This window comes from Faecalicoccus acidiformans, from assembly GCF_014202635.1.
In the GTDB taxonomy this organism is placed as follows: Bacteria; Bacillota_I; Bacilli_A; order Erysipelotrichales; family Erysipelotrichaceae; genus Faecalicoccus; species Faecalicoccus acidiformans.
Map to the genome: position 1 here is coordinate 1 of NZ_JACHHD010000019.1, position 14,737 is coordinate 14,737.

The window sequence follows — 14,737 nt, forward strand, 5'->3', positions numbered from 1 at the left end:
ATAAGAAACAAAGAGTCATCAAACGAAAAGGAAAACCAAGAGGAAAATATAAAAAATCAAACTGAGAATCGTTATGGAGAAATACATAGAATCGAACCTTTAAAAACAAATTGGGGTGAAATCACCCCAATTTGATTTAAATTGAATTTTGGAAAACCCCAACAGAATTTAAAGCGCCGAAAAAAAACTGTAACAATTCAAATATCTCGTTACAGCTTTCTTATTTCATTGTCATCAATTAAATATATGTCGAATCACAAGGATTTAACACGTAGTATCACCTTCATAGAATGAGATTGGTAAATAGACTCTGGATATCTCATTAGTTTCTTTGTTTATCAATTTTGTCAATAATTGCACAGACTCTTTTGCAATCAAATCTACTGGTTGTCTAATAGACGACATTGTTGGTATCTCACTTCTAATCCTTTTTCCTCCATCAAATCCAATTATTTGTAGATTTTCTGGAACACTGATTTTCAATGAATTTGATGCATTTAATAACAGGTAACCATAATCATCTGTACTTGTAAAACACCCTATTTTACCTTTCAGTATTCTATTATAGTTTTCTTCTAAAAAGGACAGAATATCTTTTTTAACATTTTCATAATTTTTGATACTTGAAACTTCTACAATTTCATAAGGAACATGATTAAGATTGCAATAATCAACAAATCCACTTTTTCTTGCTGACATTGCATCTGAATAAATCACCTTTTCACCTATATATATTAAAGTTTCAGCACCTTTCTCTATAAGCTTTTGTGCAGCAAGCTTTCCACCTTCATAATTATCAGACGAAACCATAGAAAATCTACCTGTTGGTTCTTTTTCAATTGAAACTAGAGGCATACCAGGTCTTACAAAGTCATTCATTTGAGAATATGATATAGATATAATACCCGCAGCTTTTTGGCTTGTTGCTAATTCTATATATTCTTTTTCCTTATTAAAATCAGAATCAGATATACACAAAATCATTTTATAGCCAGAACTATTAAGTTCATTCTGTATATAATAAGTAAGTTCTGAAAAGAACGGAGACCAGACAGTAGGAATAATAAATACAACAAACTTTGACTCCTTAGAGCGAAGATCTCTAGCGGAAGAATTGGGTATATAATTTAATTCCTTTATTGCTGCTTCAATTTTCAATTTAATTTTATCCGATACTTTTTTATTGTTTAAGTAATTTGAAACAGATCCTCTAGACACGCCTGCCGCTTCTGCCACATCATTTATATTCATACTGTATTACCTCTATTCAATTAATCTTAATACATGTAAAAAACTAATGCTTCATAAGGTCTTAGATACAATGTACTAGCATCTTTATTTTGTTCAATATTACCATCGTAATTTGAAACAACCAATTCTCTTTTGAATTTTTGTAAGTTATTAGGCAAATTATAACATACTTTCTTATCAGAAAATGAACCCAATACCAGAAGCGTTTTACCTTTATAAGTTCTAGTATAGCTAAATATATCAGAGTCTTCTAAACCAATTTCTTTAAAGTCGCCATCCCTTACAATTTCATTTCCTTTCCTATATTTGATTAACTTTTTGTAATAATCATGTATAGAAAAATCACTATTCATATCATTCTCTACATTAATTTTAGAATAATTAGGATTTAGCTCAATCCAAGGATCAACACAACTAAAGCCAGCAAATGAATTAGAGTTCCATTGCATTGGTGTTCTAGCGTTATCCCTAGATTTATTATGGATATAGCTCATAATTTCATCATTTGATAACCCCATATTTGAGAATTTAAGATACATATTATGTGCTTCAATATCCTTATAAGAGTCTATACTATCAAACGCAACATTTGTCATTCCAATTTCATCACCTTGATAGATAAACGGAGTACCTTGCTGAAAAAATAAAACTGTCGCAAGCATTGTCGCAGATAGTTTTCTATATTTTGAATCATCATTTCCAAAACGCGATACAAATCTTGGCTGATCATGATTATCCCAATATAATGAATTCCATCCAACTCCATTCAATGATTTTTGCCAAAGGAACATTGCTTCTTTTAAATCACTCAATTTAAATTTTAAATCTGAATATCTACCAAATTTTCCATAATCTACGTGCATGTGATCAAATTGGAAAACCATATTTAATTCTTTGCGTTCTGGTTGACAATAAAGTAAAGCTTTATCAACAGGAGTACGCGTAGCTTCACCTACAGTCATTACATCATATTTACTTAATACCTTTTCATACATTTCTTGTAAGAATTCGTGTACTCTTGGTCCATTTGAAGCTCCAAAATATGGGCTGCCATATCCATTTTCACCAGCCGTTGGATCATCAGGAAAATCTTGTTTCTTCGAAATCAAACTGATTGAATCTAATCGAAAACCATCGATTCCTTTCTTCAACCAAAATTCCATATTTTCATAAACTTCATTTCGTAAATCCGGGTTTTCCCAATTTAGGTCCGGTTGTTCTACTGCAAATAAGTGTAGATAATACTGTCCTCTTTCTTCAACATATTCCCATGCAGACCCACTGCCAAAAATAGATCCCCAGTTGTTAGGAGCTGAACCATCTTCTTTAGGATCTTTCCAAATATAGTAATCACTATATTTATTGTCACGAGATTTCTTCGATTCTTTAAACCATTTATGCTCAATTGATGAAGCACATACAGCTAAATCCATAATAATTTTAATTCCAGCATCATGAGCTTCTTTCAATAGGTTTTCAAAATCTTCCATTGTTCCATAGCAATCAGCTATTTTATAATAATCAGAAATATCATAGCCATTATCCACCATAGGCGATTCATAAATTGGGTTTAGCCAAAGTACATTAACACCTAAATCTTTAAGGTATGGAATCTTTTCACGAATCCCATTAATATCTCCAATTCCATCATTATTAGAATCTTTAAATGATTGGGGATATATTTGATAAACGACCGCATCTTTCCACCAATCATTCTTATTCATCATCTTCATCTACCTCTGCTTGGAATTCATTCATATATACAATGTTATCTTTTGAAGCATTTACTAACCCATTAATACATTCATTTGTAAGATAGCCATCTGCTGATTCAAGAACCAATGACAATGCTAAAGCTAAATTAGTTCCAGTTAAAATATGTGTATGTTCTCTAGAAATGTATTTATATAGTTTTTGATTAACAGATCCCGCAAGCAAATCTGTTAGGATGACCAATTCATCTTCATCTTTTAAAGTTGAAAAATAAGAATCAATTTCTTCGTCAATTGGTTTTCCATCAACATAAGCATTGATATAAGTCACATCAATATCATCTCCAGCAAAAAATCTTAGTGCATTCGCAAAACCTTCTGCTAAAGTACTATGTGTCGCAATTAAAAATCGTCTTTTCATGTTTACCTCATTTCTATAAAAAAGAGAATTTGATTATTCTCTTTTTGATTAAGCAGTTTGAATACCTAAGATACCAAAATAAGCACCAACTAGCGAAACTACCACAAGTAAAAGAATTACCTTAACAGGTGTCCACCATTTTTTACCCAACAACCAATAAACTAGAGCTGTTAGTAAAACTGGAAGTAATGCAGGCATGATTTTATCAATTACATCCGTTTGTAAAGATAAGCTTACTTCACCAGCTTTAAAAGTTAATGGAACATAAATTTTAATGACTGTCGCAATTAAAGTTCCTACTACCATCAAACCCATAACAGATGCAGCATCTGTCAAAAGATTAATTTTATCTCCAAGAGTTGTTATTAGTTTAGTTCCAGATGAATAACCTAAATTCGATAACGCCATCTTCACAAAATACAAAGCTACTGAAACTATGATCCATATAATGGCTCCAATTGGATTACCTTGTAAAGCCATATATCCTGAAATACCACCAATAATTGTTGGCCATAATACCCAAAATAATGAATCACCAACACCTGATAATGGACCCATCAATGAAATCTTTAAGTTTTGAACAGCATCCTTGGCCTTAAGACCATCCTGTTCTTCCATCGCAAGTGTAGCTCCCAAGACTAAATTTCCCATCTGAGGTGTAATATTAAAATATTTAAAATGATTATCCATTGCTTCAATATAATCTTCATCGTTTGGATAGATTTTTCTCAAAGCTTTTGACATTGCGAATGCAACAGAAGGAGCTTGTTGAGTTTCATAGTTCCAACCTAAACCAGCTACAAATGTCCAACGTCTAAATGCCGCTTTACGTTCCTTTTCTGTTAATCTGTTAACTGTTCCTCTTTCGAATTGATTATTCATCAAAATCATCTCCTTCCATATCATTTACTAAACAATATGATGCATTCTTTGTTTTTTCTGTTTCATTTCTGTAAATAATGTATCCTGCTGCAGCACCTAATAATGCAACTCCTAAAATTGGAAGATTAAGATATGCAGTTAGCACAAAACCAGCAATCAAAAATGATAAATGTTTTTTAACAGGCATATAGTGTAAAAGTAAACCAACGCCAAGTACTGGCAACATATTACCGGCTACCTCAAGTCCTGTTGTAAACCATGTTGGAATTGCTTTTGTCACAAGATTTACAAGAGGGGCACCAAAGATAACTACTGCAGTAACAGGAATCACATACTTTAAACTCCAAATGAATACCGATAAGATATAAGCTCCCTGCATTTGAGAGAATTTTTTCTCATGCAATAATTTTTGTTCCCAATGAGCAAAAAAAGTATTTACATATTTTACAAATACATCCAATTGTAGTGTTAACATACCTACAGGTAATCCAACAGCTACAGCTTCACCTGTACTTACACCGGTTCTTGTAGCAATGAAAATAGAAACAATTGTTGCTACTCCATATTCAGGAATAGAAGCTCCACCAAGTGCGGTAACACCTAAAGACATTAATTGTAAAGTACCACCGATGACTAGAGAAGTATTCCAATCTCCTGTAATCAACCCCATAACAAATCCTGTACATGCTGGCCAAGCCCCAATCACCTGAACACCCGAACCATTATCCCAAGTCATATAACCAGCTAATAAAATAATCAAAATATCTTGTAAAATTTCTAGCATAGTAGTCTCCTAATCTAATTTTGAAAGTATTGCATCTAAACTTAGTTCCTCATCACTTGGACGATATTGGAACGTTACATTTTTGCCTCTTTTTGACAATTCTTTTAAGTCTTCGATTTCTTTATCATTTAAAGAAATACGATTTGTAATTGGCTTTCTATCACCTTCTGCAAAAAGGAATCCAACGTTGACATCAGAAAATTCAATTCCTGCTTCTTCTAACTTCAATAAAGTTTCAGGTTCTTTAACAATGACAAACACACCATGATTATTATATTTCCCCATTTTAAAGTTGTTGATAGCGGTTTCAGTTGAAATAATTGACATCCCCGTGCCAGATGGTTTACTCATACGCATACTACCTTTAACAACTTCATCATCACAAATCTGATCATCAATTACCATGAATCTTTTAGGTTTCAAACGCGTATTCCAATCATTTACCGTGATACCATGGATTAGTCGTTGATCAATTCTCGCAAGTACAATAGACATAATTTTTTCCTCCTTTTGGAACGTTCCATTTTGTATACGCTTACATAATATCAGTATTTTTTTTATTGTCAATAAAAATCGATCGTATTTTTCAGTTTTATTTCAATCACTTTTTACTTTTTAAAATCTAGATTATTTCTAATTTTATGGAAAATATACACTTAATTTCTAACCCTTTTGTCTATAAACTTCAATAATAATTAGCCGTACAACTTGCTAGGTAAATATTTATACTAACTTCTTTTCTTTCAACACAAATTAGAAACACATGATAAATTTTGTCAAAAAAAAGCAATCAGGCAATGTCATTTCTTAACTTAATGACATTGGATTTGATTCTCGTTTTTTTAGTTAAATGGCAAATATATTCTGAATTTCATTTTCAATTGTCTTCTTATAGACCTTTTTAGATTTGCAAAGTTTCTTTGCGAGACAACTTTTCTTGCGGTGCTATATAATGTAATTGAAGGAGGTGTACAACATGAAACATCTAGCATCGAACCTTTATTATCTACGGACCAGAAATGGTTACACGCAAGAAGAGTTGGCAAACCATTTGTTTCTAACACATCAGACTATTTCGAATCATGAAACTGGAAAAACAGAACCTGATTTTTCCATAATTCAAAAATATGCTGACTTTTATCATATTTCTGCAGAAGACCTCCTTCTAAATGACTTGTCAAAAAAAGAAAAGAATTCGCGAATCATATTTGACAGTGTCATTTTTGATAAACGAGACAAAGTTTTTATCATTATCAGCGGAACTAAAGGAACATATTCCTATAAAAATATCAAAAAGTGTGAAATACTAAACGAGAAAGCCCGTTATAAAGGAAAAGAAGAGCCTTTTACTCACCAAGTTGTCACTGGAGTTGATTGGCTGGTTCAAGCGAACATTCTTGAGCAACCATTTTATGTAGGACTTAGATTAACAATGAAAGACGGAACACATCTTGCGATTTACACTTCCAAACAGCCCACCAGGACACAAACTGATTTTCATATTAGAGATGTTAAGGAAGCAGAGAAAATAAAAAAATTGATTGATAAAATCATTATGAAATATAAAAATGATGAGTCTTATAAAATGGACAACGTCAATTCAAAAAACATTCTTTTCGACAAGGACCGACAAACCTTCCAAATCCTTTCTGGATCAAAAGGCATCTACCCGATGAAAGATGTCTATAAATGCCAAATCGTTTTTGAGGATGCCAAATATTACGGTAAAACCAAGCCTTTTTCGCACAGACTATTGATTAGTTCCTTTGAATCCTTTTTTGTCACACTGCGCGACACCTATGTCGGGCTTGAAATCGAACTCAAGAATAAAGAAAAGCTATATGTTTACGTTTCAAACATCAAACAAAAACATTACTCAGATGCGTTCAAAGCCGATGTAAAAGTGGCAGAAACTTTAAAAAAGTATTTTAAAACGATCATAACTGGAAATAAGACCATGAAAGATGAATAATTAAATGATTCTAATATTCTTTGCATGACACTTCTCTTTCTATATTTTATGATGATATTGAAAGGAGGGATCGATCATGACATACCTTCAATCCAATTTACATTTTCTGAGAACAAAAAATAAATTGTCTCAAAAAGAACTTGCTGAGAAATTGTTTATGACTCATCAAACGATTTCAAATCATGAAACAGGAAAATCTCAACCAGATCTAGAGATGATGCAAAAATATGCCGACTTCTATGAAATCCCTTTATCCGATCTTCTTCATCTAGATCTTTCAACAAAGAAACCAGTAAAAGATATAGGCAATATTATTTTCGACAAGGACCGACAAACCTTTCAAATCCTTTCTGGATCCAAAGGCATCTACCCGATGAAAGATGTCTATAAATGCCAAATCGTTTTTGAGGATGCCAAATATTACGGTAAAACCAAGCCTTTTTCGCACAGACTATTGATTAGTTCCTTTGAATCCTTTTTTGTCACACTGCGCGACACCTATGTCGGGCTTGAAATCGAACTCAAGAATAAAGAAAAGCTATATGTTTACGTTTCAAACATCAAACAAAAACATTACTCAGATGCGTTCAAAGCCGATGTAAAAGTGGCAGAAACTTTAAAAAAGTATTTTAAAACGATCATAACTGGAAATAAGATCATGAAAGATGAATAATTAAATGATTCTAATATTCTTTGCATGACACTTCTCTTTCTATATTTTATGATGATATTGAAAGGAGGGATCGATCATGACATACCTTCAATCCAATTTACATTTTCTGAGAACAAAAAATAAATTGTCTCAAAAAGAGCTTGCTGAGAAATTGTTTATGACTCATCAAACGATTTCAAATCATGAAACAGGAAAATCTCAACCAGATCTAGAGATGATGCAAAAATATGCCGACTTCTATGAAATCCCTTTATCCGATCTTCTTCATCTAGATCTTTCAACAAAGAAACCAGTAAAAGATATAGGCAATATTATTTTCGACAAGGACCGACAAACCTTTCAAATCCTTTCTGGATCCAAAGGCATCTACCCGATGAAAGATGTCTGTAAATGCCAAATCATTTTTGAGGATGCCAAATTTCATAATGAAGAAATTCCTTTCCCTTTGGATCATCGAATCTTGGTCACTTCATATGATTTTTGGTGGGTGAATCGAAAAGTATATGTCGGTTTAGAAATCGAACTCAAAAACTCAGATAAACTATATATCTATGTTTCCAATGATGCTAAGATTCAAAATTCAGATTCCTTCAAAAAAACTATGCAGTATGCGCAACAAATCAAAGAACAATTTAAAACATCTTCAAAAAATCCCGTTCTTTGAAGATGGATTCTGACTTTAACACCAAGTTATTTTTTAGAAGAATACTCTAAAAAAATTGAAAAGTGATATTCTGAAAATTTTCAAGAATTTCATCATAAATAAAACCTTTCTTGTGCTATAATAACGCCAAGAAAGGTTTTATTGATTTAAGGGGATCAATCACATAATGAAGGGGAAGAAAATGGTTTTGCGGTTGCCAGTTTTTTTCATCATGCTGGCATTATTTTTTGGCTTGAGTTCATGCTCACAAAATGCTTCAAAATTACAAGTACGAAATAATCTGGTTTTTCAAGAAGGAGAATGTATCAATCTCAGTGCGGAAACATTCCTGGATTCAAACACTCCTAAACAGATACTTCAAAATGCGATCTTATACTCTCCGCTATTAGACGAAGATCAATATTCTGTCGATTCAACATGCAATGTTGCTTCGAAAGGAAAAGGATATCTAGAATGTGGAGAATATACCGTCACGATCGTTTATCAGGATGAAGTTAAAAAAGTTACATTTCAAGTTGTACCTACAAAAAAAACTGCAGTCTGTCTGCAGTTTTTTTAATCATTCAACATTAATAAATTATGTTCTTCAATTCCTACATGAACTACAGATCCTACATCAAACAAGGCAAAGCTTCTAAATAACACTTCAGAAGTAAAAGTAACATCCTTACATTTTAAAGTATAGCGTAGTACATTTCCCCTGGAAATAAAATCCATGACTTCTGCTTCAAATGTCATGAATGACGGGTCATTGATTGGATCTGAAGATAATAAGAATGTTTCTGGACGAATTGCATAATAATTTCCTGGAAACCGTTTTTCCGGAAAGAAATTCGTTAGCTGTTCCGGCGTCAAAATGTTATAGTGTCCAATAAATTCTGCTGAAAATTTGGATACAGGATGCGTATATAATTGTACAGGCTGTCCACTTTGTTCAATGATACCTTGATTCATTAAATGAATCCGGTCGGACATGATCATAGCTTCATCTTGATCGTGAGTGACAAAGATCGTTGTGATTTTCAACTCTTTCTGAACTTTTTTGATCTTTTCTTGAAGCTCTCTTCTCAACTTGGCATCGATAGCGCTCAATGGTTCATCCAACAATAAGACTTTGGGTTCCATTACGATAGCTCTGGCAATGGCTACGCGCTGCTGTTGCCCTCCAGAGAGCTGACTTGGATAACTCTTTTCTTTTCCAGATAAATCAACCATTTCAATCGCTGCTTTCACTTTTTTTTCAATTATCGCTTTATCCATCTTTGCGATTTTCAAACCAAATGCGATATTTTCTTCCACATTCATATTTTGAAACAAAGAATATTGTTGAAACACCATACCAATTCCTCTTTTTTGGACAGGCGTATCGGTAATATCTTCTCCATCCAAAATAATCTGTCCGGAATTGATATCTTCTAATCCGGCCAAAGAGCGAAGAAGAGTTGATTTTCCACAACCACTTGGTCCCAATAGTGTGACCAGTTCCCCTTTCTCTATCGTCAAGTCTATATTTTTAAGCACTTGATTGATCCCATCATAGCTTTTACAAATTCCTCGAAACTCAATATAAGCCATTATGCTTCCCTCCTCTTTTTCGATTTCACTGCTTTATTTTGAATCACCAATGTTAGTGTTGAAATAATCAATGTTGTTATGAATAAAATCACGATAATAGCACTGGAAAGTTGCCCAGATTTTGACATAGTCTGATACAAATAAATTCCTGCTGTTCGGAAAGCACTTCCTGCAATCATGTTGACAACCACAAAATCCGCAAACAACATCGTGAAGGCAAGCATCATTGTGGAAATGATCCCTCGTTTCATCTGAGGAATCACAATCATAAAAAAGGCATGTAACTTAGAACATCCTAAAACTTGAGCGGCCTCAATAACACATCGCACATTCAAAGCCCCAATCGTATTCTTCAAGCCTCGAAAAATATACGGCAATACAATGATGCAATAAGATCCAACCAATAAAAAGATTCGATTCGATAAAAAACCTGGTTTCCCTGAATATAAAGAAATCACACCAGCTGCCAAAATAACGCCTTGAATGGCATAAGGAATATTACAGAGAATCTCAACATATTTTTCCAGGCTTGGTACATATAATGTAATCACATACAAAACTAATAAAATCGAAATTGTACAAATCACTACAGGAATAATTGAAATGACAATGGAACGAAGCAAGGAATTAATAAAGGCTCCATCCGAGAAAATATCAAAATAATAATTTAAAGTGAACCCGGTTGGTAAGATATCCATCCATTCCGTAAAAACCGAATAAAAAAATGTTAAAACAAGAGGCACTACAAGAAATGCCGCAACAAGAAACAGAATCAAAGCATCTCCAAAATGCGTTTTTATTTTCATGAAGCACCTCCAGATCGTTTCTGAAATTTATTTGTGATTAAAATAGAAATGACCATCAATCCCATCATTACCAACGAAAGAGCACAACCAAATTCCTGATTCTGAACAACTTCTCCTATATATTGTTGAGAAATTCGAATCGGCAATAAGGCAATGTTGTTGCTCAACAAGGCATATGCTGTTCCATAAGCCGCTAAAGAGTTGGCAAACAAGACTGAAAACGTTCCCAATATACTTGGCAAGAGGCTTGGAATAGCCACTTTGAACCAATAATGAAAACTGTTTCCGCCTAATAATCCAACTGCTTCACGCCATTCTTTCTTCAATCCTGAGAAAATAGGCAGCATCAACAAAGTCGCCAAAGGGATTTGAAAATAAACATATGTCAACAACAAACCATTAATTGTATACAAATCAAATTCTGCCAAAAATGAAATACCATAGTTTTTTCCAATCAACGTCAGGATCCCTACATTTCCCAACAAGATCATAAACGCAAACGCTAATGGAACACCGGCAAAATTACTGGTAATATTTAAAACACTTGTAAAGATATTACGAACTTTTGCACTCGCTGCATTAGCCGCTTTAGCCCCTAAAAAGGCAATTAGGATACCTGCCAATGCGGATACAACTGAGATCCAAATACTATTAAAGATCGATTGCTGGTAAAGACGAGTCGAAAAGATCTTAATGAAATGTTCAAAAGTAAAGCCTCCGCCGCCGGTCTTTGTAAAACTTTCGATGACCACATTGATCAAAGGAAGAATTTCAAATAAAAAAGTGATCACAAAGAAAGGAATCAAAGCCAACAAATAAAACTTTGTGTTCTTTTTTGTTTTAGTCATCAAATTTCACCTCCAAATTTTTCATTTTCTTTGTCGGGTGCAATTTCAACAAATGACACAATAAAGGAGCAATATCCAAAGTTGTCAACTCTTGGCTCTGAACGCCTTTTTGTACATTTTCATCAATAATATAAAGAGCCGTTTTACGCTGCTCTTCGGAGTTTCCTCCATGATAACCATTGGCACTCATTCCATGATCAGCGCCCACAACTACACTGTATCCCTGTTGGATCCATTGCGGAATATAAGTTGAAAGCTGATAATCGTTTTGCATAATGGCCCGACTGTATTCTTTGGAACCCGCACCGAAACGGTGCCCCGCATCATCGATACTCATTGGATGAATAAATACAAAGTCATAATCTTCTTTACCCATTAAGCAGGAAGTCAATGAGTAAACATGACTATCCGGAAAACAATCTTCGTAGTAAAAAAAGCCTCGATCGATCATCGAATTTGAATCCTGATGCCAGATATCTCTCTCCTTATCAAAAGGGGCCGAAAGATAAAGCTCGCTGATCCAATAATACGCACAAGCAAGGCTTTTTTTATGAGCCTGTTTCAACAATTCAAACAGGTGTTTCTGATTGGAAAGACGACAGATCCCGTTATTGGTAATTCCATGTTCATATGCCTCAACACCGGTAAAAATCGTCTCATACATCGGACGAGAAGAGCTGGGAAGATTCCCCAGCACTTCGTATTTTGCCGCCCGATTCGTTTGGCTTAAATGTTCCAGATATCCTAAATGCTCTTTGGCATATATACTTTGTAATCCATCCAATAAAACAAACACTGCTTTATTGGGCATACGCAACAACCTGTTCTTGCCATGAACTAGCTAAGTCAGCAACGGCTTCATCCCATGCTTCTTGATCTTCAATAAAACGAGCATTCGTATATTGTTCATCAGGAAGCAAGTTTGCCTGTACTTCTTCTGGCAATTCTACATCGTCGCGAATCGGACGTGCATATCCTTTGGCAAGATTGATCTGTCCTTCATCTGACAAGATATATTCACGCGCTACAGCCGCAGCATAAGGACGTTTTGTATAAGCGTTGATAATCGTACAATATCCACTTTGGATCGCCCCATCGGTCGGTACAGAAACTTCAAAACTTGCATCTGGATTATTTTCCAAGATCTGTGAACGATATCCTAAAGAATTATAGTCCCACAAGACAGCTACTTCGATTTCTCCTTTTTCTAAACGAGCGACACTGGTATCTCCCATGTCTAAACGACCTTCTTCAGCCAGTGTTTTAAAGAAATCCAAGCCTGGCTGAATATTTGATTCATCTCCGCCAAAGGCAATAGCAGCACTCAACAAGCCGCTCTGCGCTTGAGTAGCGACAGAAACATCTCCAATTGTCAATGTATAGTCTCCTTCCAAAATATCTTGCCAGCTGGTAGGGGCTTCATCGACCAAGTTTGTATTCGTGATAAAAGTGATCGTACCATAGTATCCAATGATCCAATCGCCATCATCATCTTTGGCCCAGTCAGGAATGGAATCCCAATAAGAAGTTTTATACGGCAAAGTTACACCTTGTTCTTCAGCAACCGGTCCAAATGACTGCCCTACATCTCCAATATCTTTGGTTGCATCATTGGCTTCATTGGCAAAAAGGGCCAGCTCTTCAGCACTGGACATATCTGTATCGGTATGAGTAATACCATATGTTTCTTCAATCTCTGTCCAAGTTTCACCCCAGTTTGCCCAAGTGTCCGGCATCCCGACTGAGTTTACTTCTCCATCTTCTTTCGCTAATTCACTAATTTCATCAAAGCTCATAGAATTTAAATCTACAGCCTCTTCTTGTGTCCCTTCGGAACATCCCGCTAATAGAGAACATGCCAAAGCAGCACACAATCCACCTTTTATCCATTTTGAATTCATAGGTCTCCTCCTTGTTTCCAAGTATTAAAATAAACTATTTGTATAAACTCTCGATTATAACTCCGTAAAATCCAAGAAAGATATTTCTTCCTTATATTAAAATTATGTAAACTATACTTATAATGATAAGCAAGGAAGTTTGTATGAGAAGAAAAGACCGAGAGATTCGCGATTTTAAAGAAATAATCCATATTATCGAAAAATGTGACGTTTGCCGCTTAGCTATTCAAGATGAGCCCTATCCCTATATCGTCCCTTTAAATTTTGGAATGGAGATCATCAAAGAACAGATCTACCTCTACTTTCACTGCGCTAATGAAGGAACAAAACTGGATCTTCTCAAAAAGAATAATAGAGTTTCTTTTGAGATGGATACAGATCATCGCTTTATTCTATATGAAGATCGAATGAGCTGTACAATGGGATATGAGAGCGTGATCGGGCATGGTATCATTGAAAAAATCACGGATCCGCAAGAAAAGTATGAAGGCTTAAAAATCTTGATGAGACACTATCATAGCGAAGATTTTAAATTTAACGAGAAGATGATTCCGGCAACGACTGTATTGCGTTTGAGAGTCTTAGACTTTACAGGAAAAAGACGAGACAATTATCACGCTGAAGAAAAAAAGAAAAAAATATTAGCACTCTAGTCTTGACAGTGCTAAGGATTTGACTATAATAAGAATTGTAATCAAGGAAAGCTCCTTGATGGGAAGTTATTTCATGATCAACGGCTGCGTTTTAACAACCGCTTAAGAAAATGGAGGCGATGTATATGAAATACTACCCTGGATTTAGAGGATTTGATTTGTTTGACGATTTCTTTGATCACGATTTTGATTTAGTTCCATCTCGTTGCATGAAAACAGATATCACGGAGAAGGATGGAAACTATCATCTGGATATTGAAGTCCCTGGCATCAAAAAGGAGAATATCCAGCTGGAACTTAAAAATGGTTATTTGAAGATCACGGCAAACCGTAATACTAGCAACGAAGAAAAAGATGACAACGGAAAAATCATCCGTCAAGAACGAATGACCGGTTCTTATTCTCGTAGCTTCTATGTAGGAGATCAGATCCAGCAAGAAGATATCAAAGCCAGCTTTGATAACGGAGAATTGCATGTTACGATTCCTACTAAAGAGCACAAAGAAATTGAAAATAACACAACCATTCCTATTGAATGATGAGATCGGAGTTTTCCGATCTTTTTTTATTGAAAAACAAAAAAAAGGGACGAATA

The 14,737-nt window shown here is 34.5% G+C and carries 17 protein-coding genes; 6 read left to right on the forward strand and 11 right to left on the reverse strand.

Annotation, left to right across the window (positions count from 1 at the left end):
* Nucleotides 1-264: 264 nt before the first annotated feature.
* From HNQ43_RS08250 to HNQ43_RS08275, 6 genes are read right to left on the reverse strand one after another with little or no spacing between them, the layout of a single operon-like run.
* Complete coding sequence (locus tag HNQ43_RS08250) at nt 265-1,251, reverse strand: LacI family DNA-binding transcriptional regulator (RefSeq protein ID WP_183376681.1); 987 nt, start codon at nt 1,249-1,251, stop codon at nt 265-267.
* A gap of 26 nt (nt 1,252-1,277) precedes the next feature.
* A complete protein-coding gene (locus HNQ43_RS08255; RefSeq protein ID WP_342353969.1) occupies nt 1,278-2,984 on the reverse strand; it encodes a glycoside hydrolase family 13 protein in 1,707 nt (568 codons plus the stop codon).
* A complete protein-coding gene (locus HNQ43_RS08260; protein WP_183376683.1) occupies nt 2,968-3,384 on the reverse strand; it encodes a PTS sugar transporter subunit IIA in 417 nt (138 codons plus the stop codon). Before HNQ43_RS08260 ends, HNQ43_RS08255 begins: the two co-directional genes overlap by 17 nt.
* A gap of 48 nt (nt 3,385-3,432) precedes the next feature.
* The gene (locus HNQ43_RS08265; protein WP_183376685.1) at nt 3,433-4,266 is read right to left on the reverse strand and encodes a PTS system mannose/fructose/sorbose family transporter subunit IID; all 834 of its coding nucleotides are present in this window, start codon (nt 4,264-4,266) and stop codon (nt 3,433-3,435) included.
* Nucleotides 4,259-5,050 carry a PTS mannose/fructose/sorbose/N-acetylgalactosamine transporter subunit IIC gene (locus tag HNQ43_RS08270; protein ID WP_183376687.1) on the reverse strand — a complete coding sequence of 264 codons (792 nt, stop codon included), beginning with the start codon at nt 5,048-5,050 and terminating at the stop codon, nt 4,259-4,261. Before HNQ43_RS08270 ends, HNQ43_RS08265 begins: the two co-directional genes overlap by 8 nt.
* Before the next feature lie 9 nt (nt 5,051-5,059).
* On the reverse strand, nt 5,060-5,545 hold the full coding sequence (locus HNQ43_RS08275) for a PTS sugar transporter subunit IIB (RefSeq protein WP_183376689.1): 486 nt from the start codon (nt 5,543-5,545) through the stop codon (nt 5,060-5,062).
* A gap of 481 nt (nt 5,546-6,026) precedes the next feature.
* Between HNQ43_RS08275 and HNQ43_RS08280 the strand changes: the two genes are divergently transcribed.
* The 4 genes from HNQ43_RS08280 (at nt 6,027) to HNQ43_RS08295 (ending at nt 8,918) form a co-directional block, all read left to right on the forward strand.
* Nucleotides 6,027-7,022 (forward strand): helix-turn-helix transcriptional regulator, encoded by a 996-nt coding sequence (locus HNQ43_RS08280; RefSeq protein ID WP_183376691.1) that lies wholly within the window; start codon nt 6,027-6,029, stop codon nt 7,020-7,022.
* A gap of 76 nt (nt 7,023-7,098) precedes the next feature.
* Nucleotides 7,099-7,695, forward strand: coding sequence for a helix-turn-helix domain-containing protein (locus tag HNQ43_RS08285; RefSeq protein WP_183376693.1), 597 nt, complete (start codon nt 7,099-7,101; stop codon nt 7,693-7,695).
* A gap of 76 nt (nt 7,696-7,771) precedes the next feature.
* Nucleotides 7,772-8,359: a helix-turn-helix domain-containing protein gene (locus tag HNQ43_RS08290; RefSeq protein WP_183376695.1), complete on the forward strand. Its 588-nt coding sequence runs from the start codon at nt 7,772-7,774 to the stop codon at nt 8,357-8,359.
* 181 nt (nt 8,360-8,540) lie between these two features.
* Nucleotides 8,541-8,918 (forward strand): hypothetical protein, encoded by a 378-nt coding sequence (locus tag HNQ43_RS08295; RefSeq protein ID WP_183376697.1) that lies wholly within the window; start codon nt 8,541-8,543, stop codon nt 8,916-8,918.
* Here HNQ43_RS08295 and HNQ43_RS08300 read toward each other — a convergent pair.
* From HNQ43_RS08300 to HNQ43_RS08320, 5 genes are read right to left on the reverse strand one after another with little or no spacing between them, the layout of a single operon-like run.
* The gene (locus HNQ43_RS08300) at nt 8,915-9,934 is read right to left on the reverse strand and encodes an ABC transporter ATP-binding protein (RefSeq protein WP_183376699.1); all 1,020 of its coding nucleotides are present in this window, start codon (nt 9,932-9,934) and stop codon (nt 8,915-8,917) included. The two genes, HNQ43_RS08295 and HNQ43_RS08300, sit on opposite strands and share 4 nt — an antisense overlap.
* A complete protein-coding gene (locus tag HNQ43_RS08305; protein ID WP_183376701.1) occupies nt 9,934-10,740 on the reverse strand; it encodes an ABC transporter permease in 807 nt (268 codons plus the stop codon). Before HNQ43_RS08305 ends, HNQ43_RS08300 begins: the two co-directional genes overlap by 1 nt.
* Nucleotides 10,737-11,588, reverse strand: coding sequence for an ABC transporter permease (locus HNQ43_RS08310; protein ID WP_183376703.1), 852 nt, complete (start codon nt 11,586-11,588; stop codon nt 10,737-10,739). Before HNQ43_RS08310 ends, HNQ43_RS08305 begins: the two co-directional genes overlap by 4 nt.
* Nucleotides 11,581-12,399 carry an alkaline phosphatase family protein gene (locus HNQ43_RS08315; RefSeq protein ID WP_183376705.1) on the reverse strand — a complete coding sequence of 273 codons (819 nt, stop codon included), beginning with the start codon at nt 12,397-12,399 and terminating at the stop codon, nt 11,581-11,583. Before HNQ43_RS08315 ends, HNQ43_RS08310 begins: the two co-directional genes overlap by 8 nt.
* A complete protein-coding gene (locus HNQ43_RS08320; RefSeq protein ID WP_183376707.1) occupies nt 12,389-13,489 on the reverse strand; it encodes an ABC transporter substrate-binding protein in 1,101 nt (366 codons plus the stop codon). The genes HNQ43_RS08315 and HNQ43_RS08320 overlap by 11 nt, the downstream gene beginning before the upstream one ends.
* 143 nt (nt 13,490-13,632) lie before the next feature.
* On the opposite strand from HNQ43_RS08320, the gene HNQ43_RS08325 reads away from it, so the two are divergent.
* On the forward strand, nt 13,633-14,142 hold the full coding sequence (locus HNQ43_RS08325; protein WP_183376709.1) for a pyridoxamine 5'-phosphate oxidase family protein: 510 nt from the start codon (nt 13,633-13,635) through the stop codon (nt 14,140-14,142).
* Nucleotides 14,143-14,267: 125 nt separating this feature from the next.
* Nucleotides 14,268-14,681 carry an Hsp20/alpha crystallin family protein gene (locus tag HNQ43_RS08330; RefSeq protein ID WP_183376711.1) on the forward strand — a complete coding sequence of 138 codons (414 nt, stop codon included), beginning with the start codon at nt 14,268-14,270 and terminating at the stop codon, nt 14,679-14,681.
* Nucleotides 14,682-14,737: the final 56 nt, after the last annotated feature.